20 protein-coding genes are annotated in these 23,064 nt (G+C 34.0%); 10 read left to right on the top strand and 10 right to left on the bottom strand.

Annotation, left to right across the window (positions count from 1 at the left end; all coding sequences use genetic code 11):
* Positions 1 to 41: 41 nt before the first annotated feature.
* Together GR162_RS17150 and GR162_RS17145 are read left to right on the top strand one after the other, a co-directional pair.
* Positions 42 to 617 carry a hypothetical protein gene (locus GR162_RS17150; RefSeq protein WP_035691322.1) on the top strand — a complete coding sequence of 192 codons (576 nt, stop codon included), beginning with the start codon at positions 42 to 44 and terminating at the stop codon, positions 615 to 617.
* A 216-nt stretch (positions 618 to 833) separates the two neighbouring features.
* Positions 834 to 1,913 carry a glycosyltransferase gene (locus tag GR162_RS17145; protein ID WP_008465092.1) on the top strand — a complete coding sequence of 360 codons (1,080 nt, stop codon included), beginning with the start codon at positions 834 to 836 and terminating at the stop codon, positions 1,911 to 1,913.
* A gap of 146 nt (positions 1,914 to 2,059) precedes the next feature.
* Here the strand turns inward: GR162_RS17145 and GR162_RS17140 are convergent, their stop codons facing one another.
* The 3 genes from GR162_RS17140 to GR162_RS17130 form a co-directional block, all read right to left on the bottom strand.
* Positions 2,060 to 3,370 carry a porin gene (locus tag GR162_RS17140; RefSeq protein WP_119793183.1) on the bottom strand — a complete coding sequence of 437 codons (1,311 nt, stop codon included), beginning with the start codon at positions 3,368 to 3,370 and terminating at the stop codon, positions 2,060 to 2,062.
* 163 nt (positions 3,371 to 3,533) lie between these two features.
* Complete coding sequence (locus tag GR162_RS17135) at positions 3,534 to 4,619, bottom strand: cell wall metabolism sensor histidine kinase WalK (RefSeq protein WP_066033437.1); 1,086 nt, start codon at positions 4,617 to 4,619, stop codon at positions 3,534 to 3,536.
* A gap of 218 nt (positions 4,620 to 4,837) precedes the next feature.
* Positions 4,838 to 5,521, bottom strand: coding sequence for a response regulator transcription factor (locus tag GR162_RS17130; RefSeq protein ID WP_008465097.1), 684 nt, complete (start codon positions 5,519 to 5,521; stop codon positions 4,838 to 4,840).
* A gap of 242 nt (positions 5,522 to 5,763) precedes the next feature.
* Between GR162_RS17130 and GR162_RS17125 the strand changes: the two genes are divergently transcribed.
* The 4 genes from GR162_RS17125 (at position 5,764) to GR162_RS17110 (ending at position 11,598) form a co-directional block, all read left to right on the top strand.
* A complete protein-coding gene (locus tag GR162_RS17125) occupies positions 5,764 to 8,538 on the top strand; it encodes a TonB-dependent receptor (RefSeq protein ID WP_008465099.1) in 2,775 nt (924 codons plus the stop codon).
* 202 nt (positions 8,539 to 8,740) lie between these two features.
* Complete coding sequence (locus tag GR162_RS17120; protein ID WP_008465101.1) at positions 8,741 to 9,871, top strand: hypothetical protein; 1,131 nt, start codon at positions 8,741 to 8,743, stop codon at positions 9,869 to 9,871.
* A gap of 208 nt (positions 9,872 to 10,079) precedes the next feature.
* Entirely contained in the window at positions 10,080 to 10,418 is a 339-nt protein-coding gene (locus tag GR162_RS17115; RefSeq protein ID WP_008465102.1) for a T9SS type A sorting domain-containing protein, read from the top strand.
* 199 nt (positions 10,419 to 10,617) lie between these two features.
* Positions 10,618 to 11,598, top strand: a complete 981-nt coding sequence (locus tag GR162_RS17110; protein WP_160783171.1) for an acyl transferase — start codon at positions 10,618 to 10,620, stop codon at positions 11,596 to 11,598.
* Between the two features lie 176 nt (positions 11,599 to 11,774).
* Here GR162_RS17110 and tyrS read toward each other — a convergent pair whose 3' ends face one another.
* Complete coding sequence (gene tyrS / locus GR162_RS17105) at positions 11,775 to 13,070, bottom strand: tyrosine--tRNA ligase (protein ID WP_160783115.1); 1,296 nt, start codon at positions 13,068 to 13,070, stop codon at positions 11,775 to 11,777.
* A gap of 229 nt (positions 13,071 to 13,299) precedes the next feature.
* Here tyrS and GR162_RS17100 point away from each other — a divergent pair, with 229 nt between their 5' ends.
* Positions 13,300 to 14,295 carry an NAD-dependent epimerase/dehydratase family protein gene (locus tag GR162_RS17100; protein ID WP_160783114.1) on the top strand — a complete coding sequence of 332 codons (996 nt, stop codon included), beginning with the start codon at positions 13,300 to 13,302 and terminating at the stop codon, positions 14,293 to 14,295.
* Here the strand turns inward: GR162_RS17100 and GR162_RS17095 are convergent.
* Genes GR162_RS17095 through GR162_RS17085 form a run of 3 tightly spaced genes read right to left on the bottom strand, consistent with a single transcriptional unit; the run spans position 14,292 to position 16,866 of the window.
* The gene (locus GR162_RS17095; RefSeq protein WP_202393961.1) at positions 14,292 to 14,780 is read right to left on the bottom strand and encodes a DUF4296 domain-containing protein; all 489 of its coding nucleotides are present in this window, start codon (positions 14,778 to 14,780) and stop codon (positions 14,292 to 14,294) included. The genes GR162_RS17100 and GR162_RS17095 overlap by 4 nt on opposite strands.
* Before the next feature lie 9 nt (positions 14,781 to 14,789).
* Positions 14,790 to 16,130, bottom strand: coding sequence for a dihydroorotase (locus GR162_RS17090; protein WP_160783113.1), 1,341 nt, complete (start codon positions 16,128 to 16,130; stop codon positions 14,790 to 14,792).
* A gap of 10 nt (positions 16,131 to 16,140) precedes the next feature.
* Complete coding sequence (locus tag GR162_RS17085; protein ID WP_008465116.1) at positions 16,141 to 16,866, bottom strand: polyprenol monophosphomannose synthase; 726 nt, start codon at positions 16,864 to 16,866, stop codon at positions 16,141 to 16,143.
* Between the two features lie 106 nt (positions 16,867 to 16,972).
* Here GR162_RS17085 and GR162_RS17080 point away from each other — a divergent pair, with 106 nt between their 5' ends.
* The 3 genes from GR162_RS17080 to GR162_RS17070 all read left to right on the top strand — a co-directional run bounded on the left by GR162_RS17080 (position 16,973) and on the right by GR162_RS17070 (position 19,232).
* Positions 16,973 to 17,641, top strand: coding sequence for a DUF4271 domain-containing protein (locus GR162_RS17080; RefSeq protein ID WP_111365825.1), 669 nt, complete (start codon positions 16,973 to 16,975; stop codon positions 17,639 to 17,641).
* A 14-nt stretch (positions 17,642 to 17,655) separates the two neighbouring features.
* Positions 17,656 to 18,405 carry a uroporphyrinogen-III synthase gene (locus GR162_RS17075; RefSeq protein WP_008465120.1) on the top strand — a complete coding sequence of 250 codons (750 nt, stop codon included), beginning with the start codon at positions 17,656 to 17,658 and terminating at the stop codon, positions 18,403 to 18,405.
* A gap of 356 nt (positions 18,406 to 18,761) precedes the next feature.
* The gene (locus GR162_RS17070; protein WP_008465121.1) at positions 18,762 to 19,232 is read left to right on the top strand and encodes an Lrp/AsnC family transcriptional regulator; all 471 of its coding nucleotides are present in this window, start codon (positions 18,762 to 18,764) and stop codon (positions 19,230 to 19,232) included.
* Between the two features lie 247 nt (positions 19,233 to 19,479).
* Here the strand turns inward: GR162_RS17070 and GR162_RS17065 are convergent, their stop codons facing one another.
* The 3 genes from GR162_RS17065 to GR162_RS17055 form a co-directional block, all read right to left on the bottom strand.
* The gene (locus GR162_RS17065; protein ID WP_066033427.1) at positions 19,480 to 20,166 is read right to left on the bottom strand and encodes a zinc metallopeptidase; all 687 of its coding nucleotides are present in this window, start codon (positions 20,164 to 20,166) and stop codon (positions 19,480 to 19,482) included.
* Positions 20,167 to 20,268: 102 nt separating this feature from the next.
* The gene (locus GR162_RS17060) at positions 20,269 to 20,898 is read right to left on the bottom strand and encodes a response regulator transcription factor (RefSeq protein ID WP_236940436.1); all 630 of its coding nucleotides are present in this window, start codon (positions 20,896 to 20,898) and stop codon (positions 20,269 to 20,271) included.
* Between the two features lie 14 nt (positions 20,899 to 20,912).
* A complete protein-coding gene (locus GR162_RS17055; protein ID WP_160783112.1) occupies positions 20,913 to 22,901 on the bottom strand; it encodes a sensor histidine kinase in 1,989 nt (662 codons plus the stop codon).
* Positions 22,902 to 23,064 lie beyond the last annotated feature (163 nt).

Here is a 23,064-nt window from a genome sequence, read left to right as displayed (position 1 = left end):
TAAATTGTTTAATTTTAATTGAAATTTAAACTTTTAACCTTATGAAAAAATTAGTATTGTTCTGTTTGATGGTTGTTTTCTCTTCTAATTTTTATGCTCAGGAAACAACTGCAAAAACTACGAAAAGTAAAACAGAAGCTTCAGCAAAAAAAGCGAAAGCAAGTGCAGACAAAGCTTCGGCCGACGCAAAAAAGGAAGCAGCAAAATCTACAAAAGCAGCAGATGACGCAAAAGCTGCTTCGACAAAAGCCAAAAAAGAATCTGCTGACGCAGCAAAAAAGACAGCCGACAAAGAAGCTGCAAAAGCTAAAGCTGATGCCAAAAAAGCAACTGTAGAATCTGATAAAGCAAAAAGTACCGCTGACAAAGCAAAAAGCTCTGCTGACAAAACCAAAGCCGATGCCAAGAAAACGACCGCAAAAGCTGACGCTGCTAAAAAAGATGCAACAGCTGCCAAAAAATCGGCCGCAAAAACTTTAAAAGAAACTAACGAAAAAGCTCCTGCTGTCCCAGACAAAGTAACTGGCGAGTACAATGGCAAAAAAGTATATACAGGTCCAAGAGGCGGTAAATACTACATTAACAAAAATGGAAATAAAACGTATATTCAAGATTAAGTTTCTAAGATGCTGAGACTCTAAGTTGCTAAGCTTCTAAGATTAACAAATTAAGCCGAACCTATAGTTCGGCTTTCTTGTTTTCTAAACAGAAAATCTTTGAACTTAGAAGCTTAGCAACTCAGAAACTTAACACCTTAAATTAATAATTTGGTAATACCTCCGAAATAACATAAAAAACATATTTTTCTATCTTCGTTTTTAAAACTGTTAAAAATGAGTATAGATTATTCTGCGAATAAAACTATTTTAGTGGCTCCGCTAAATTGGGGACTTGGACATGCTACCCGATGCATACCTATTATCAAGGCGCTACAAGAGAATAATTATATTCCGATTATTGCTTCTGATGGAGTTGCTCTGGCTTTATTACGAAAAGAATTTCCTTATATACAAACTTTAGAACTGCCTTCTTATCATATTGAATATGCTAAAAATGGCAAAAACTTTAAATGGAAGCTGATTAAAAATCTTCCGAAAATGATTACTGCTATTTTGGATGAGAAAAAAATGGTGAATCATTGGATCAAAAAACATGGCATTGACGGTATTATCTCAGACAACAGATTGGGAGTCATCAGTAAAAAAGTGCCTTCGGTTTTTATTACGCACCAATTAAATGTTATGACAGGAAATACGACTTGGTTTACCAGTAAATGTCATCAGCATTTTATTAAAAAATACAATGAATGCTGGGTTCCTGACACCAACGAAAAAATAAACCTAACGGGAGATTTGGGTCATTTAAAAAATAATGAGCTGAATTTAAAATACATCGGTCCGCTGAGCCGCATGAAAAAAAAGGAAACTCCAAAAATATATGATCTAATGATTATATTGTCTGGCCCAGAACCTCAGCGTACTTTTTTGGATGAAAAACTGCAGAAAGAAGCGGCAAAATATCCTGGAAAAGTGGTTTTTGTACAAGGAAAAGTAGAAAAATCACAGGAAAAGTGGCAAGCTGGAAATGTTACTTATTATAATTTCATGAACTCCAAACAGCTCGAACAGACTTTTAATGAAAGTGAATTTGTATTGTGCCGTTCGGGTTATACAACGGTAATGGATTTGGCAAAGCTGGGCAAAAAAGCCTTCTTTATTCCGACACCCGGACAATATGAGCAGGAATATCTGGCGATAAAACTTCAGGAAGAAAATCTTGTACCGTATGCGATGCAAGACGATTTTACCATTGAAGATTTATCAAAAGTAAAATCGTTTAAAGGATTGTCCCAATTTGAAAATAATATTGATTGGGATTCATTATTTAAAGTTTTTGAGGACAAAATTGCTTGATTGCACGCGGATAAAACGGATTTGCTATCGCAAAGACGCTGATAAAAACTGATTTATTTTATAAAAATGAAAAACCTCCAATTAAAATTGGAGGTTTTTTTTATGTGAAAAGAATTTGTAAAATCCGTTTAATCCGCGTACTGATTTTAGAAATTAAACTGCACTTGCAATCTTAGAACATTTCCTTGCTGTCTGTTTACAGGCAAGACACTATCTTCAAAAGTTCGGTCGGCTACTACGTATTCTGCTGTAAGTTCAAATGCTTTAATCGGCTGCCATTCTACACCAAATTCGTAATCTCTAACCACATAACTTCTAGCATCTTTTTCATATTTTTTTCCTCCGTCATAATATTGGAATTTGGCAAAAGGATAAATACGCTGTTTTTTAAGATCCCATTTATAGTTTAATAAAACGTAACCTCCATTCAAATCGGTTTGGTCAATTCTATTGGTTGCAGGATTGTATCGAGGTCCTGTTCCGATGTTGTATTCCGTCTGGATTCCGAATGGTCGTGGATATAAAACGAAAGTCGCTCCAACTCGCTGATCTTTTACGTATTGCGGATCATTGACAACCACTCCTGGCGAAACTTCCCCCGTGAATGCCCATTTACCAGTATAAGCCTGAATTCCAGGTTCTATAATTTGGCTTCCGATAACAAAAGGATATGTTATTCTAGACACAACATTTAAGTCTCTGTTTCCGTCTAACTTATTTGCAATCTGACCATTGTAAACTCCTAAAGCAAAAACCCCGAAGTCTCCAGAACCTTTGTAGCCATCTTTAACCAACATTTCAAAACGTTTTCTGATTTCGGCCGGCGCCCAATAAAAGAATATTCCTAAATCACGCTCATTTAAAATTGAAGAGTTGATGGCATCAGCACGGTCTAAAGTTAAACGCTGTGAACTTGACTGCATATTTTCAAATCCGTATGGAATTTTACTCTGCCCGACACGTACCCGATATTCTTTTTTCTTATCAAAAGAAAGATCAAAATACAGGTCACGAATTTGAACAAAGTTCTGAATTCCTGTACTCGGCGAACTCGCAAAATCGGGTTGAAAATAGAAAAATACATTTGGATGCACTTGTCCAGAAAACACTAAACGGGCACGGCGAATAAAAAGCCCGTTGTTTGCTTTTGCATCTGGAGCCGTCGATGTTGTTCCCCAAGATCTATCGCATTGCTCACAGGAAACTTTATCATTTGTAGAAAACAAACCGTTATATCTGATTTGCGCGTAACCTCTTAAAGAGATTCTATCATACCAATGTTCCTCAACTCCACCTCCAGATTTTGTTTCCGGAAGTTTTGCTTTGTTTATAGAATCTAAAATACGCATTACTTCGTTTTTTACATCCTGCTTATTCAATTCTTGTTTGTTTGTTTCTTGCGCATTGGCTGCACAAGTTAGCAGTAATAAAACTGCCAATAGTTTTCTTTTTATCATTAGTTCTGTAATTCCCTTAATTTCAGGATGCAAAGATGGAGCACCTATGTTAAGAAATCATTAACCAGATGTTACTATAATAAAAATTTAATGTTATGGCCTAAATCGGAATGTTTATTTAGTGTTAAACACCTTTGTTTTAGGGCTTTTAGCAAAACTGACGTTACGATTTTTTAACGTCAGTTTTTGATGTTTTATTTGCTTTTTCGAGCGTAAAAGAGAATTCAGAGCCAATTCCGAACTCACTTTCTACATAAACTTTCTCTTTATGTGCTTCAATAATATGCTTTACAATCGCTAATCCTAAACCAGAACCGCCTTCAGATCTAGTTCCGCTTTTATCCACTCGGTAAAAACGTTCAAAAAGTCTGGGAATGTTTTGTTTTTCAACACCTTCGCCGTTATCGCTAATGCGGATTAAAACTTTTTTCTTAGTTAAGTTTACGACGCCAACTTCAGTCAAGCCGCCTTCCTTTCCGTATTTAATTGAATTGACAATCAGATTTTCCAGCACCTGCTGAATTCTATCCTTATCTCCTCTAATCATGACTGACTGTACATTTTTACTTTCAAAAGCCAGTTTTATTTTCTTTTTGTCTGCTTTCATTTCGAGCAGTTCAAAGACATTCTGAATTAATTCGACAATATCAAAATCAGTCATATTCAAATCCAAATCGCCTGATTCTAATTTAGTAATCATATCCAAATCTTCTACGATATAGATAAGACGCTCTACTCCTTTTTCGGCGCGTTTTAAATATTTTTTTCTAATATTTTTATCGTCCATTGCGCCATCAAGCAAAGTAGAAACGTAACCTTGAACAGTAAATAAAGGTGTTTTCAATTCGTGTGAAACGTTTCCTAAGAACTCTCTTCTATATTGCTCACGAATTTCAAGCATTTCGATTTCGAGTTTTTTATCGGTCGCGAACTTTTTCACTTCGCGCGAAAGCGTTTCCATATCGGTATTAATCGGCTGATTGATTAAGGTTGTTGATTCTAACAATGAAACCTCATCATAGATTTTCTTTACTCTTCGGTAAATAAAACGTTCTACGCGATATTGCAAAACGAGAAATGAAAAAATATAGATTACGATAATGAAGATTATTCCAAACGCAACTTGGTGTTTTAATTGATTTTTATAAAATAGCGACATCAACATCAGCACAAATGCTGTTGTAAAGAGACTGATATACAATGCCGATTTTATAGCAAATTTGTATGTTTTTTTAAAATTAATCTTCATTGAAATATTTAAAATAATAAACCATTAAAAACTTTTTTACACCATATAAGTGCTATAAGTTCATTTAAAAATAACTTTTTTTTCGAACAACTAATAATTTTGAAAAGCCCATCTTTATCAAAGTTAAAACTTTGACAAAAATGAGCTTTTTTATTTTGAAAGCAACCATAATTAAATGAACTTATATCACTTATATGGTTCAACTTTATAGTGAGTTATTAAACTTCAAATTTATAACCAACTCCTTTTATGGTTTTAAAAAGATCTTCTCCAATTTTCTCGCGCAGTTTTCTGATATGAACATCGATCGTTCTTCCTCCAACTACAACTTCATTTCCCCAAACTTTATCCAAGATTTCGTCTCTTTTAAAAACTTTCCCTGGTTTTGAAGCTAATAGATAGAACAATTCGAATTCTTTTCTTGGCAAAGCAATTTCTACATTGCCTTTTATGATTTTGTATTCCTCACGATTAATTTCGATTCCGCCTACATTTAAAGTATCCGTAACAACTTCCTGTTCTTTTAACCTTCTTAACAGCGCCTTTACTTTAGAGACCAATAATTTTGGTTTTATTGGTTTAGTAATATAGTCATCAGCACCGGCATCAAAACCAGCTACTTGAGAATAATCTTCGCTTCTTGCTGTAAGGAATGTTATGATAACATTATTTAACTCTGGAATTTTTCTAATATGCTCGCAAGCCTCCATTCCGTCCATTTCTGCCATCATCACGTCCATAATGATTAGTTCTGGCAGCTCTTTCTGCGCTTTTGCTATAGCATCTTTTCCATTAGAAGCTGTAACAATCTGATAGCCTTCCTGAGCAAGGTTATAGCCAACGATTTCTAAGATATCTGGTTCATCGTCAACTAATAAAATCTTAGTTTGTGTTTTTTTCATAAATAGCAAAAATTGAGATTTTTATATCGAAACTTCTTCATTAAACATTCGATATTTCTTATTTCACAGGGTAAATATACTAACAAAAGAACCTTTAAAAAATGGTGTTAACCGTAATTTAATCTCGTAACAATTTGATAATCTTAACAACACAAAAACATAACAAGTCGGTAACATGGACTTCACAGAGCGGTTCTTTCTTTGCACAAAAATAATAAGACACAAACACAACACTGAAAAAAATGAAATTCAATTTAAGATTTCTCTTTATTGCATTATTTATCTGTACGATTTCGATCGCGCAAAACAAAGGTACGATTTCTGGAGTTCTGACTGACAAGGATATGAACAACGCAGCTCTGCCATTTGCTAATGTTTTAGTTAAAGGTACAAATATTAGCGTAAATACCGACGTAGACGGAAAATATTCGTTAAGCGTAAATCCTGGAAATTATACTTTAATCTTTAGTTTTTTAGGATATGAATCTGTTGAAGCTCCAGTTGCTGTAAAAGCAAATGAAACTGTAACAGTTAATCAAGGGCTTTCGTCTGGAAGTTATACACTTAAAGATGTAGTTGTAAAATCTTCTGCAGGAAACAAACAAAAAGAATCGGCATTATTATTAGATCAAAAAAATGCAGTTCAATTTAAAGCTGCTATTGGTGCTGAAGAAATTGCAAGAAAAGGAGTTAATGACGTTGCTAACGCTGTTGCAAAAGTAAGCGGTGTTTCTAAACAAGATGATTCTGGAAACGTATTCGTTAGAGGATTAGGTGACCGTTATAATGTAACTACTTTAAATGGTCTTCCGTTACCATCAAATAACCCAGCAAACAAAAACATTCTTTTAGAAATTTTCTCTACAAACATTGTAGATAATATCGGAATTAGTAAAACTTTTGAATCTCAAAACTATGCTGACTTTGGAGGAGCTAATATTGACATTAGTGCAAAGAAATTCAGCGGAAAACCATTCATTAACGTTTCAATTGGTACTGGTGCAAATACAAATGTTTTAGGACAAGATCATTTTTACCTTCAAGACGGACCTACTTATGCAGGATTTAAGAAAGTAGGAGTTCCGGATTCTCCACTATTGCCCTACAGCTATTCAACAAGCTGGGACAGACAAGAAAGTAAAAATGTATTAAATGCTTTTTACACTTTATCTGGAGGAAAAAGATTTCAAATAAACGACGAAAGTTCAATTGGTGCTTTTGTTACTGGATCTTTCAGTGCAAAAAACAAATTTACTCAAGGTTACAGTCGAGGAGGTATTACTTCAGACGGAGATATTTATTCTGATTTTATCAGAACAGCTTACAAACATAATACTACAACAACAGTTATGGGTACTGCTGATTATAAAATCAATAACAAACATTCTATCTTCTTTACTTCTTTATTCTTAAACTCTAGTGAGCAAGACTATAGCGAGTATGAAGGAACTAATATTAACTTTGACGGTGGTGGAGATGCTCAACAGCAAATTAGCGGTTTTATCAAACGTGGAACTTTTGAAAGAACTCAATTGGTGGTAAACCAATTAACAGGAAAAAGCAAATTTAACGATCAGTGGAATTTAAACTGGGGAGTTGGATATAGTATTTCTGATAGCGCAATTCCAGATCGTATGCAGAACTCTTTCGTGTACGCGCCTAATGCTATTGATTACACGTTTTTTACGAATTCAAACATTAATAACCATAGATTTTTTCACGACTTGAAAGAAAATGAAATCGCTGCAAATATTGCTCTTTCTTATAACTTCAAAAAAGGAAGTGATGATACTTATAAAGGAAAAGTAACAGTTGGTTACTCAGGAAAATTCAAAGATGTAGATTATGATATGCAGCAATTTTCATTTTTCCCAAACAGAACTTCGATCTCTTTCCCTAAAGAAGACATTCACCATGTAGATAATTATTTAGATCCTGCACATTGGGGGTCTTCTTACTCAAACAGAATTCACCAAACATATAATGGAAATTTAGATATTAATGCTGCATTTGCTAATGTTCAATATTCTTTAACTGAAAGATTGAGCGTAATACTAGGAGCAAGATTAGAGCAATTAAATCAAAATGTTTTCTATATCACAACAACAGTTCCATCTGGAGGAAACTCTGACGATTCTAAATTCAATATTTTACCTAGCTTAATTTCAAAATATACTTTGAATGAAAGACAGAATTTAAAATTCTCTGCAAGTAAGACTTATACTCTTCCTCAATTTAAAGAAAAAGTGCCAATTATTTACGAAGATGTTGCACAAGCATACGAAGGAAATCCAAGATTATATGCTTCAACAAATTACAACTTCGATTTAGGATGGGAATTTTTCCCTAAAGCAAGTGAGTTAATTTCGGTAACTGCTTTTGGTAAAATCATTCAAAACCCAATCAACGAAATGTTCTTGAACTCTTCTTCAAATGATATTTCTTATGCAAATACAGGAGACAAAGGAACTGTAGCTGGGGTTGAAGTTGAATATAGAAAAGATCTTTTTGAAATTGAAAAAAGAGACAACTTAAAAACAAAACTTTCTTTTGACGCAAACGGATCATATTTATACACTAAACAAGATCTGAGCAATGACAAAGTAAACAATGAAAATGATTTTGGAGCTAACTTTACTTTTACGTCAAGTAAATTAACAGGAGCTTCTAATTTCCTTGCCAATGCGAACTTATCATTCTTAAATGAGTTTTCAGAAAACACAGATCTTTCAGCAACAGTATCTTACTCTTATTTCTCAGATAAGTTAGCTGTAATTGGAACTTCAAGAGTTGGAAACATGGTTGATAAAGCCGTAAACAAACTCGACTTTATTGTAAACTCTAGCTTAACTAAAAACTTAAAAATTGGTCTTATTTACAATAACATCTTAAACCCAACTTTTAAGCGTGTACAAGAGCAGGGAGAAGTACCTGGAAAAGAGTCTGTAGGAGACATCACCGTAACTTCTTACAAAGCAGGTTCAGATCTTAGACTTACTTTAAACTATACTTTCTAAAAAAAAGATATTCAATAAATTACAAGAAGCGATTGGATAACCAATCGCTTTTTTTTATCCAAAATTGAAATGTAAATTTTATATTAAGACAATGCATTTTTACCCCAGTATACTTAATGGATTGTTAATATCATCTTAACTCAGCAAAAACATATGTTCGTTTACTTTGCCTTGAATAAATAAAACAATAAAACACAACAAAATGAAAAAAAGTTTATTTGCAATGGCTGCAATATTAGGACTTACTTTGACAAGCTGTAGTTCTGATGATAATAACAAAAACACTAACAATAGTTCTTTTGTTTTAAAAGTTGACGATTTAAAAGGAGAAATTAAAGACGGTACAGTAACTTTAGATCCTACTCAAACTTATACTTTAACTGGAGGCTTAGTGGTTAAAGGTGGAGCTACTTTAGTAATTCCTGCTGGAACAGTAATCAAAAGTTCTCCTACTGCTGAAGCAACTTCTTTATATATCGCTGTAGAAAGAAACGCTAAAATTAACATCAATGGGACTGCTGCTAAACCAGTTGTTATGACTTCTGGAAAAGCATCTCCTGCTCAAAGTGACTGGGGTGGATTGATCATTGCTGGTAATGGTAAAGTAAATACTGGAGATAATGGTACTTCTGAAGTAGGTGGTTTAAGCTACGGAGGAAATGACAATGCAGATTCTTCTGGAAACATTAACTTCTTAAAAATTTCTTACACAGGTTCTAAATATACTGCTGAAAAAGAATACAATGGAATTTCTTTCTTCGGAGTAGGTTCTGGAACTATAGTATCTGATATTTACGCTTTCGAAAGTGGTGATGACGGAATTGAGTTCTTTGGAGGAGCTGTAAATGCTTCTAACTTAACAATCATTAACTCTTATGATGATTCATTAGATTTTGCTGACGGGTGGCAAGGTACTGCTACAAACGTATACATTAAAGGTGTTTCTAAAGCTGGTGTTGAAGGGTCTACTAACGCTAAAGATCCAAGTGGAGCTACTCCAATGACAAACGCTAAAATCAACAACATCTCTATCGTTAAAGGTGGGGCTACTTTCTTAGCTGACGAAAAAGCAATCAATTACAAAGAAGGTGGTGGAAAACAAACTTACACTAACGTATATGTTGCTGACGGAATGCCTGCTGCTCTTGCTAAATTATCTGCAGACGCAGGTGTAACTGCAAATCTTGCTGCTGGTAACTTTACTATCACAAACTATACTTTTGGAGCTTCTGTAACTGATTTTACGGGTCCTAAATTAGCTGGAACAACTACAGGAAACCTTGGAGCTGGTAACGGAGCTGAGTTACCAACTTGGGCTAACTGGACTAAATAATAAAAATTAGATTCTAAAAAATAGAAAAGCTGCCTGAATATTTCAGGCAGCTTTTTCATTTTACCGCTTGTTGTTCCCCTGAAATTACAGTTTATTCCTAATCACCTAGAGTCCATAATGTTAAAAACATCCTAAATATTTAGGATGTTTTTTTTTGGCGTCATTTTTGTAATTTTTTTTGTATATTTACGGTAATCAAATACATGCGATGGCAAAAAACTACTTTTATATTACTTTCTTATTGGCATTTTTCTTTACTCTTAGCGTCGCGGCGCAAGATAGTAAGCAATTACCAAAACCTCAAGAATCTACTTCTATTGAGGGTCTCAGCTTGTATCCTAACCCAGTGACAAACGGAAAAGTGTACATATCATCTAAAAACGATTTAGAGAAAGAAATTATTGTGTTCGATCTTTTGGGCAAAAAAGTATTGCAGGCGCATTTAGTATCAAAAGAATTAAGTGTTTCAGAACTGCCTCCTGGTGTTTATATCATCAAAATAAGCGAACAGAACGCATCGGCAACACGAAAACTCATTATAAGATAAAAAAAGCTCCTTTGGAGCTTTTTTCGGTTTACAGTCGCAGTCTCAGTTTTCAGTTTATAAACTTTGTCTAACAATGCGACCGAAAACCGTGACTAAACACTTCTTTCAATTATACCTTTTAGTAAAAATCCTCACCGAAAACTGAGACTGAAAACTGAGACCGAAAACTAAAAAATAAATATCTTTGCAAAAAAAAGTTTTGATCACAGCCAACGATATCTTTACCATTTCAAGTCAGAAACAATTTGAAAAAATAGCACTAAAAGTGTTTCGTTTTCAGCATGAGAACAATAAAGTCTATCGCGATTTTTGTGATTTTTTAAAAATCAACCCACAGCAGGTAAAATCACTGCAGCAAATTCCTTTTTTACCCATTCAGTTTTTCAAAAGTCACAATGTGGTTTCTAATACAGATCCTGCACAAGTAACTTTTACCAGCAGTGGTACAACCGGAATGATTACCAGCAAACATTTAGTGACCGATATTTCCCTATATGAGGAAAGTTACCGCAAAGGATTCTCTCAATTTTACGGCAATATAGAGGATTACGTTGTTTTAGCCCTTTTGCCGTCTTATTTAGAACGAGAAGGCTCTTCGTTAATTTATATGGTCGAAGATCTGATAAAACTCTCTAATCAGCCTGAAAGCGGGTTTTATTTGCACAATCATGACGACTTAATCAAAAAACTTCTTGAATTGGACGAAGCTGGTAAAAATGTAATCTTAATTGGGGTCACTTATGCTTTGTTAGATTTAATCGAAAAACATCAATTCAATCTTCAAAATACCATTATTATGGAAACTGGAGGAATGAAGGGGAAACGCAAAGAAATGATTCGTGAAGAATTGCACGACATTTTATGCAAAGGTTTTGGCGTTTCATCTATTCATTCAGAATATGGAATGACCGAACTTTTAGCGCAAGCCTATTCTCTTGGCGAAGGTGTTTTTGAATGTCCTTCTTGGATGCATATTTTAGTTCGCGATCCTGAAGACGCTCTTACTTACGTGAATGATGGAAAAACTGGCGGAATAAACGTAATTGATTTAGCCAATATCAATTCATGTTCTTTTATAGCTACGCAGGATTTAGGCAAAAAATATTCGAACAACTCTTTCGAGGTATTGGGACGTTTTGATAATTCTGATATTCGTGGGTGTAATTTGATGGTCTTATAGTTTAATCGGTTAATCGATATATTCACTGTGCTGTTCAAACGTTTCTACCAACGAGACATTCCTACGGAATGTTTTTTTCAATAAAAAAATCCCAACATTCTTTCGAACATTGGGATTTATATATTTATTGTAAAAGATTTGTGCTAAATCGATTAAACAATTAACCGATTAAACAGTTAAACCACTCTAATTACAAAGTAATTCTTCTTTCCACTTTGCAACAATACAAACTGATTGTTGATTAAATCATTTGCCGTTAAAACGAAATCTTCTTTTATTTTTTCTCTGTTTACAGAAATCGAGTTTGCTGTTAAAGCTCTTCTCGCTTCTCCGTTCGATTTAAAGAAACCTGTTTTTTCGTTTAAAACAGTAATAATATCCAATCCGTTTTCTAAATCCGCTTTTGCGATTTCAGCTTGAGGGACTCCGTCAAAAACTTCTAAAAAGGTTGCTTCATCCAATTTTTTCAAATCTTCTGCAGTAGAATTTCCAAACAAAATGTTTGAAGCCTGAATTGCTTTCTCTAATTCTTCTTTATTGTGAACAAAAACAGTAATTTCTTCTGCTAATTTCTTTTGTAAAACTCTTAAATGCGGAGCTGTTTTATGCTCTTCAATTAAGGCATCAATAGTATCTTTATCTAAGAAAGTAAAGATTTTAATGTATTTCTCAGCATCTGCATCTGTTGTGTTTACCCAAAATTGGTAGAATTTGTATACAGAAGTTTTATCAGCATCTAGCCAAACGTTTCCACCTTCAGATTTTCCAAATTTAGATCCGTCTGCTTTTGTAATCAAAGGAGTTGTTAAGGCGTAAGCTTTCGCATTTTCTCCTCCCATTCTACGCACTAATTCGGTACCAGTAGTAATGTTACCCCATTGATCAGAACCACCCATCTGCAGAATACAATTGTTGTTTTTATATAAATGATAGAAATCGTAACCTTGAATTAACTGATATGTAAATTCTGTAAAAGACATTCCCTCACCTTCTCCGCTAAATCTCTTTTTTACAGAATCTTTAGCCATCATATAGTTTACGGTAATTCTTTTTCCAACTTCACGTGCAAAATCGATAAAAGAGAATTCTTTCATCCAATCGTAGTTATTCACCATTACCGGTGCATTTGCTTCGGTTGAATTAAAATCTAAGAAACGAGACAAAACGCTTTTGATTCCGGCTACGTTTTTAGCCAAAGCCTCTTCGTCAAGCAAGTTTCTTTCATCAGATTTACCAGAAGGATCTCCAATCATTCCTGTTGCTCCACCTACTAAAGCGATTGGTCTGTGACCAAAATTCTTTAGGTGAACCAACAAAATAATCTGAACCATACTTCCGATGTGCAGTGAATCTGCAGTTGGATCAAAACCGATATAGGCAGTGGTTGCTTCTTTTAGCAATTGTTCTTCCGTTCCAGGCATACTATCATGGTATAACCCGCGCCATTTTAATTCTTCAACTAGATTCTTCATTTTTTAAATAATTTGCGCAAATGTAATCAATGTCAATGGTAATGACAAAAAAGTCTACTACTAAGGCACAAAGACACGAAGATTCACAAATAGTTTATTGCAAAGTCGCTAAGATGCAAAGGTTTTTTCAATCTTATTGCCTTTGTGCTTTTGCAACTTTCCAACAAAAAACAAGAACTTTGCGACTTTGCGACTTTGCGGCAAAAAAACAAAAACTTATCTTTACAACATGATATTAGTAACTGGAGGAACTGGTTTAGTAGGCGCGCATTTATTGCTTCATTTAATCGAAAATGGAGAAAATGTTCGGGCAATTTACAGAACCGAAAAGAATATTCAGAAAACAAAATCGGTTTTTGATTTTTATAAAAAAGCCCACTTGTTTGAAAAAATCAATTGGCTTGAAGCGGATATTCTAGACGTACCTTCACTTGAAACTGCTTTTATCGATATCAAACAAGTGTATCACAGTGCCGCTTTTATTTCGTTTGATCCGAAAGACGAAGAAATCCTTAGAAAAACCAATATCGAAGGAACTGCAAACATGGTCAATTTTGCTATTGCCAAAGATGTAGAAAAATTTTGCTATATCAGTTCGATTGCGGCTTTAGGAGATATTGCTGCTCACGAAACGTATATTACAGAAGAAACAGACTGGAATCCCGAAAAACCGCACAGCGATTATGCCATTTCTAAATATGGCGCCGAAATGGAAGTTTGGCGAGGGCAACAGGAAGGCTTAAACGTTATTGTTGTAAATCCGGGAGTAATTTTAGGTCCTCCAAAAATGATGGATATTTTTAATGAAGGCAGCAGTGAAATTTATCGAAAAGTTTCAAAAGGCCTTTCGTTCTATACGCTCGGGAGCACTGGCTTCATTTCAGTTGATGATGTAGTCAAAATAACCATTCAATTGATGAAAAGCGAAATTAAAAATGAACGTTTCACGCTTATCGCTGAAAATATTGTTTTTAAAGATCTTTTAAATACGATTTCTGATGTTTTTAAAATAAAAAGACCTCATATTCATGCCAAACCTTTTTTAATGAATCTGTTGTGGATTGCTGACGGAATATTTTCAACTTTATTCTTTAGAAAAAGAAGCATTACCAAAGCCACAGCAAAAGCTTCATACTCGAAAAATCTATATAGTAACGAAAAAATAAAAACCGCTCTAGGAACGGTTTTTACTGATATTCATCTTTATATTAAAAGAGAAGCTTAAATCTCTCTTCTGTGTTTTCTTTGCGCCAATCTAATTGAGTCAATATTAATTTTCGGAATTGTTTTTCGAACTGAATCTTTTGAAACCTCTTTCAATTCTTTTGGTTTATTTTTATCCGCTTTAGCTGCTTTTTTCTCATCAATTTTAGCTAATGAATCCGCGGCCCTTTGATTGACTTCAATTCTTTTATTGACCTGATCGAACATATCTTTATAATTCTCATAATCAGAAGCATAATACATGTTGTTCTGTGCAAATTGAAGACTGTCAACTTTATATTTTTTCAAAATAAACTTGGTCGGATCGTTGTCTATCGAATCCAAAGACAATGGTTTCTGATATCTCATTGCTTCCAAAAGAGATAAATCATACATAATATCAATCATTTTTTCTTTATCAATAAGCTTTGCAGGCTCTTTTACCACATCATTTTTACAGCTTATAGAAAGAAATAAAACCAATAGTATGACTACAAAATTCTTCATAGTTATTTTTTATCTGTCAAACAATAATCTTTTACCCGGTCTGGTATCTTTTACTTTGAAATTGTTGTAGACCAATTCGCCGTTTACAAAAGTATGCGTAATTCTAGATTTGAAAGTATATCCTTCAAACGGAGACCATCCGCATTTGTATAAAATATTTTCTGGTTTCACGCTCCAAGGCAGACTCGGATTAACGATTACTAAATCGGCATGATATCCTTCTCTAATAAATCCTCTTTTTTCAATTTTGAAAAGTTTAGCTGGATTGTGGCACATCTTCTCCACGATTTTCTCCACGCTAATTTTTCCTTGATGATGCGCTTCAAACATTGCCACAACAGCATGCTGTACCAACGGACCTCCAGAAGGCGCATTCAGGTATGACTGTTGCTTTTCTTCTTTGGTATGAGGTGCGTGATCTGTTGCAATTACGTCAATTCTTCCGTCATTCAAAGCTTTCCAAAGTTCTGCACGATCATCAGCCGTTTTAACCGCAGGATTCCATTTAATGAAATTTCCTTTTGTTTTATAATCTTCATCTGTAAACCAAAGGTGGTGTACGCAAACCTCAGCAGTGATTTTTTTCTCTTCTAACGGAATTTTATTCGTAAACAATTCCATTTCTTTCGCAGTAGAAAGATGGAAAATATGCAATCTCGCTCCTGTTCTTTTTGCCAAAGCCACTGCTTTTGAAGAAGAAATGTAACAAGCTTCTGCACTTCTAATTAAATTGTGAGCTGTTACTGGAACATCGTCGTCGTATTGTTCTTTAAAAGCCGCAAGATTATTTTTAATTGTAGTTTCGTCTTCACAGTGAACTGCAATCAACATTGGAGTGCTAGAAAATATTTTTTCTAAAACCGCTTCATTATCCACCAGCATATTTCCAGTTGATGAACCTAAGAAAATCTTGATACCAGCAACATTTTTTGGATTGGTCTTTAAAACTTCTTCCAAATTATCGTTTGTTGCACCCATCATAAACGAATAATTTGCAAATGATTTTTTTGACGCAATTTCATATTTATCTTCTAAAATTTCTTGAGTAACCGCATTCGGAACCGTATTGGGCTGCTCGATAAAAGAAGTAATTCCTCCCGCAACAGCTGCACGGGATTCTGATTCGATATCGCCTTTGTGCGTCAATCCCGGCTCTCTAAAATGCACTTGATCGTCTATCGCACCAGGCATTAAATAATTTCCTTCAGCATCGATGACAATACAATCTGAAGTTTTTAATGAAATGCTGTCTGCAATTTCAACAATCAGATCGTTTTCAATTAAAACATCACCTTCAAAAATTGTCCCTTCGTTTACAATTTTGGCATTTTTTATTAAAATCCTATTCATTTCGGTTGGTTTATAATGAATTGACTAATTTTCGCAATCTAAGTGAAATTACTCCAAGTATAGCTTCTTTGATAATAGCGTTGCTCATTTTAGAAACTCCTTTTGTTCGGTCTGTAAATATAATCGGGACTTCTGTAATTTGGAATTTAGCACAGTACGTTCTGTACTTCATTTCAATTTGAAACGCATACCCAACAAACTTTATTTTATTGAGATTGATTTTCTCCAAAACTTCTCTTTTATAACACACAAAACCTGCAGTTGCGTCGTGAATTTTCATTCCGGTGATGAATTTTACATAAACAGATGCAAAATAAGACATCAGAACTCGGCTTAAAGGCCAGTTAACTACATTTACGCCTTTTACATAACGAGATCCAATTGCAAGATCTGCTCCACCAAAATGGCAAGCATCATACAATTTTTCTAAATCGTTTGGGTTATGCGAAAAATCGGCATCCATTTCAAAAATAAATTGATAATCGCGCTCCAAAGCCCATTTAAAGCCATGAACATACGCCGTTCCCAATCCTGACTTTTTAGTTCTTTGCTCTAAAAACAATTTTCCCGGATATTCTTCCTGCAATGCAATTACTTTTTTTGCGGTATGATCAGGAGAATTATCATCAATAATCAGCAGATGAAAAGATTTATGCTGCGAAAGTACGGCCCTAACTATACTTTCTATGTTTTCAATTTCGTTATATGTGGGAATTATGACAATGCTATCATTCATTTTTTCTCGGTAATTTCACCGCAAAAGTAAACTTTTTATAGCATTTGATTCATAATAAATATATAATAAAAGTATTGCACCAAAAAATTACTAATTTTGTAACGCTATGATTGAACAATTACATCCTCGAATTCTTGAAAACAAAGACTGGGCAACACTTTTATTTGTGCTGACCTTTGCTGTTGTTGCCATGACAAAATCGGCTTACGAAACAAGATTTAGTGAATTTAGTAAACTTATTTTTTCTGATAAATACGCCAAAATTTATCGAGACAACAGCCACATGAAAAACAGCTTTACCGTTGGTTTATTTTTTGTGCAGGTTGTGTCGTTTGCCTTTTTTATTCTGCTAACGATGAATATTTTTGGTTATGCTTCAAAAACCGATTGGCTTTTATTTATCCGAATTGCAACTTTTCTGCTTTATTTCATTTTAGGAAAATATTTAATCGAAAAAATTGTAGCAGCTTCTTTCAACATTGATGAATTTGTAGAGCTTTTTAACTTACAAAAAGTAACCTACAGAACGTATATAGGCGTTTTAATCCTTCCTATTAATGCTGTTTTGTTCTATTACAATAATATTCCGCAGATTATTCCTCTAGCAATCATAGGCATTTCCCTGTGTATTAGCGTATACTCTTACTTTATTTCAATTAAAACGTATCAAAACGTAATAATCGGTAAGTTATTTTATTTTATTTTGTATCTTTGCGCTCTTGAAATAGCCCCTTATTATTTTCTCTATTATTGGATAACAAAAGGGAGTGCTTAGAAAATATTTATAATATGAAAGTGAAAACAATTTTGGTGTCACAGCCTGAACCTAAAGTGGAGAATTCTCCTTACTTTGAGCTCCAACAAAAACACAAAATAAAAATTGATTTCAGACCATTTATTCATGTAGAAGGGGTTAGCGCAAAAGAGATTCGATTACAAAAAATCGATCTTAATCATTACACTGCGATCATTTTAACAAGTAGAAATGCTGTAGATCATTTTTTTAGAGTGGCTGATGAAATGCGTTACAAAGTTCCAGAAGGGTTGAAGTATTTTTGCCAATCTGAGGCTGTTGCGTTTTACCTTCAAAAGTATGTTGTGTACAGAAAACGTAAGATTTACGTTGGAGCAAAAGATTTTGCAGATTTATCTCCGCTGATTAAGAAGTACAAAGACGAGAAGTTTTTACTTCCTGCATCTGACCAATTAAATGCAGATGCTCCTGTTACATTAAACAGTCTAAAAGTAGATTGGGCACAAGCAATTTTCTACAGAACTGTAATGAGTGATTTATCTGATTTAGCAGATGTTTACTATGACGTTTTAGCTTTTTTCAGTCCGACAGGAATTAAATCATTGTTTAAAAATTTCCCAGATTTTAAACAAAACAACACCAGAATCGCCGTATTCGGAAGCACAACGCAGAAAGAGGCTCTAGATCATGGTTTAAGAATTGATATTCTTGCTCCAACTCCTGAAACACCTTCTATGACAATGGCTTTAGAAAAATACGTTGCAGAAGCAAACAAAGGAAAATAATCCTTTTTAAAAATATTCAATTTTTAAAATTCCAAATTCCAAGTTAATCGCTTGGAGTTTGGAATTTTTCTTTTTTGCGAGAATTTCAAATCTCAAATTCCAAATCTCAAATTCCAAATTCCAACCTAAACAACTCTGCATACCCAAGATTGAAACCTTGGGGCTATATTCTTTAAAATATATAATTATTAAATTTCAAATTCCTATTGATCAGCTTGATTTGGAATTATTAATCGGGATTTCTTTTTGGAATTTGGAATTTAAAAAAATTGGAATTTTCTTTTCTACAGCATTTTAACTACATTTGATTTCTATTCAAAACCCAAATCGTAAAAAATAGTTTCAAATTATAAGTTATGAAAATCAACTCCCTTTTAATTGAAATTGACGGAATCGACAAAGAAATACTCCGCTATCTCATGGACGATGCCCGAAAGCCAATCTTACAAATTGCTAATAAAATAGGAATTTCAGGCGCAGCAATTCATCAGAGATTAAAAAAGCTAGAGCAATCTGGCGTTATTTCCGGATCTAAATTTACCGTAAACCCAAAAGTCCTCGGATATAACACCATGGCCTTTGTTGGTGTTTATTTAGACAAAGCTTCTCGAAACTCTGAAGCTGTAAAAGAACTTAGAAAAATTCCAGAAGTTTTAGAGTGCCACTATACAACAGGAAACTGGTCAGTTTTGATTAAAATTATCTGTCGCGACAACGAACATTTAATGCAACTTTTGAACACAAAAATCCAAGCCATTGAAGGGGTTTCTAGAACTGAAACGTTCATTTCTCTTGATCAGCAGATTGATAGACAAATACAGCTTTAGAATTAGATAATGTGCCAATTTGAAAATTAGATAATTTTATGCCTGCTGTCACCCTGAGCGGAGTCGAAGGGCTTAATTACCTATAAAGGCTTCGACTCCGCTCAGCCAGACAAACTTGATAAAAAAACAAACCCGACAGGTTTTTAAAACCTGTCGGGTTTAATTTCGTATCAGATGTGCATAAAAAAAATTCCAAACCCAACAAATTTGGAATTTGGAATTTTTAAATATTGAAAATTTAAACTATTTAGTTTCTCCTGCTTCCTGAATAAATCGATATATAGTACAGCAACGTTGCAATAGAACCAATTGCCGCTACTACATAAGTTCTTGCTGCCCATTTTAAAGCATCTTTTGCTCCAGCTTGTTCCTCTTGAGTCAACATGTGTTTATTTTCTAACCAAGCCAAAGCACGGTTACTTGCATCATATTCTACAGGAAGCGTAATGATCGAAAACAAAGTTGTTGCGGCAAAAATGATAATTCCAATTAATAATAATCCAGGAAAAACTTTAATCATAAGAATTCCCGCAATTAAAATCCATTGTACAAAATTGGAAGCAACGCTTACAATCGGCACTAGCTTCGAACGCATAGTGAGCCACTCGTAACCAATTGCATGCTGAACTGCGTGACCACATTCGTGCGCTGCAACTGCGGCCGCAGCTGCGTTACGATGGTTATAAACCGCTTCACTTAAATTTACTGTTTTATCTGATGGATTATAATGATCTGTTAACTGACCTGGTGTTGAAATTACGCGAACATCTGTAATTCCGTTATCGGCAAGCATTTTTTCAGCGATTTCACGGCCACTCATTCCGTTTCTCAATTGCAATTTCGAATACAACTCAAATTTGCTCTTCAGCTGCGAACTTACCAGCCAGCTGAACAACATTATAGCTCCGGCAAGAATTAAATATCCTGATCCCATTTTTTTCTGTTTTTAGATTGATTTTTAAATTTACAAAACAAACTGCAAATTGCGAACCATTTTAACAAAATGCCATTTTGACATCATTTCAGCACTTTTGACTTAATTCAGCATGTTGTTTTTGAGCAGAAAAGCGATTAACTCTGCCACATTTTTCATTTTATATTTCTGAAGAATATTGCGTCGGTGTGTTTGAACAGTTAAAAAACTCAAAAACAAATCATCGGCAATTTCCTGAGTCGATTTTCCTTGCGAAAGCAACAGAGCAATATCACGCTCTCTTCGGCTCAAACCTGGAATTCTTTCTAAATCTTCAGACAATGGCTGGCTAATTATAGTTTTCACTTCTTCACTAAAGACAATTTCGCCATCAATTGCTTTGTAAATGCATTCTTTAAACTCATCAAAAGAAGCATTTTTGAGTATATATCCGTTTCCTCCATTCTGGATAAACTGCATGACCAAACTTCTTTCAGACTGGCTGCTCATACCAATAATTACAATTTTCGGATGTTTCTGCTTGATGGTTTTACACAAATCAACTCCATTAATTACAGGTAGAAAAATATCCATCAAAATCAAATCGACTTTATGGTCTTCGATATAATCTAAAAGCGCAATTCCAGATTCAAATTTCTCTACAATTTCTATATTATCTAAATCCGACAGCAAACCTGAAATTCCAGAAATCACAATCGGATGATCGTCTACTATTACCGTTTTATACTTCATAATCATGATTTGAGTTATATTTTTATTTCGATATAAGTTGAAGTTCCTTTGCCAATCACAGAATCAATTTCCAGTTTTCCATTTAAAAATGCCACTCGGTTTTTTATATTTCGCAAGCCCATTCCATCTCTTTTTTCTGCATGTTCAACATTAAAACCAATTCCGTTGTCTTCTACCGTAATAAAAAACACATCTTTATTCTGCGAACAGGAAACCAGAATTTGTGATGCTTTAGCGTATTTTAAAGCATTATTCAGAAGTTCTTGAATGATTCTGAAAATCATAATTTTAAAATGTTGCGGCAAAGTTGTCTTTTTATTTAAATACTGAAATTCTATTGCTGTTTCAGCTGTTGAATGTGAAGCGCATAAATCTCGAAGCGCATGCTCAAGTCCAAGTTTCATCAAACTTTCTGGCATTAAATTCTGAGAGATATTACGAAGTTCTTTGATCGAATCATTCAATAAACCATTAATATTCGGAGCATTTTCTTTATTCTCGCGATCGGCAAGATTCAAATGCATTTTAAGCCCCGAAAGCATACTTCCGAGCCCGTCATGTAGATCTCTTGCAATTCTTTTCCTTTCGATTTCTTCCCCTTCAATCAAAGCATTTGAAATCGATAATTTTTGCTGATTTTCTAATGCTTCCAGTTCTTGTTTGTGATTGACTTCTTTTTGGAAACTTATTTTTTTCTGATAATTATTCCAGCTCCATAAAAACAAAACTGCCAAAAACAAAACAAACGAAAGCACCGCAAAAAGCAGCATATTCAAACGGTTGTTATTGACCTGCAAAACCGCTTTTTCATTTTCCGACTGCAGCAGACCAATTTTCTTTTCACTTTCGGCTTTTTTATACTTCGCTTCAAGCTCTACAATTTCGCTTTTCAGTTTAGCATCGTTTAAACTGTCATTTATTATATTGTATTTATTGGAATAATAATACGCTTTCGGATATTCTTTAGTGGCATTATAAACCTTAGATAGCTCTTTGTAATAATTCTTTTTGTCGATAATAAAAGGCGTTTTTTGTATCAAATACTCGAGATTGCTTTTGGCTTTTTCGTAATTTTTTAGTTTGAAAAGCACTTCATATTCGGCAAATTTCAATCGGTTTACCGCAATGGCATTCTGATGGCTTTCTGCCGATTTTATTCCTTTTTCAAAACTTACCAGTGCTTCATTGTGTTTGTTTTGCTTGGCATAATAAATTCCTTCCGAGTAAAAATAAGAATCGTTTAAGTTTGATGTTGGGTATTTTTCTAAAGTAGCATACGCTTTGTCCAGAATTTCTTTGGCGTCGTAAAAATGCTTCAGCTCAACTAAATTCTCAGCATTTATAATATACGTTTCCATTTTAGATTCTGCTAAGGTTGCCGATTTTTTCGTGGCACTTTCAATATACTTCTGTGCTTGATCCAGATATTCAGCTGCTTTTTCGCGTTCATTATTATTCATAAAAATAATAGCGACCGCTTTGTTTAGTGCACTGATTAATTCGTAATCGCCACTTTTTTTAGCAATCGGAATCGCCTCATTTACCAGCAATCTCATATAAGCGTTTTCATTATTCTTGCGCTGCTGCATAATACCATAATTCTGAAGTATCACGGCACGAAGTTTATAGGCTTCTTTATTTCGGTATTTTTTCAGTTTTGCATTTGCCTCAAGCAAAGCTTTTTCAAAACCTTCCAAATCACCTTTTTCTATAAAACTGTAGGCATTATAAAAAACAGATGCATCTTTCAGAAAAGGAAATTTAGCTTTAAGCTTATTAGCCTGTTCTAGATATTCTTTAGATTTTTTTGCATCCTGCGCCATTAAAAACAGTTTGGACAATCTGAAACTATTCAAACTTTTGACACTATCGGATTTTGTGCTTTTTGTGATTTTAACAATACTGTCAATATAAACAGTATCATCATCTAATGAAAGAATTACTTGCGAATTGGAAATTGAAGTAAAAAACAAAAAAAATAAAAAGGCGTAGAGTTTCTTCATAAATGTGGCATTTACTCAAAGTTATTAAAGCTTAATGACTTTCAAAAAGAAATCGCTTGCTTTTACCTGATATCAGGTAATAAAAAATACATTTTATCAGGTATTGCCGTCCCGTAAGTTAGGGTCTAATTTTGTTATGAATCAGATTATTAATTAAAAGAAT

This window comes from Flavobacterium sp. HBTb2-11-1 (genome assembly GCF_009826975.1).
Lineage (GTDB): Bacteria > Bacteroidota > Bacteroidia > Flavobacteriales > Flavobacteriaceae > Flavobacterium.
Note: the sequence above shows the minus strand (reverse complement) of the source record. Positions and strands in the feature narration are given on the sequence as shown.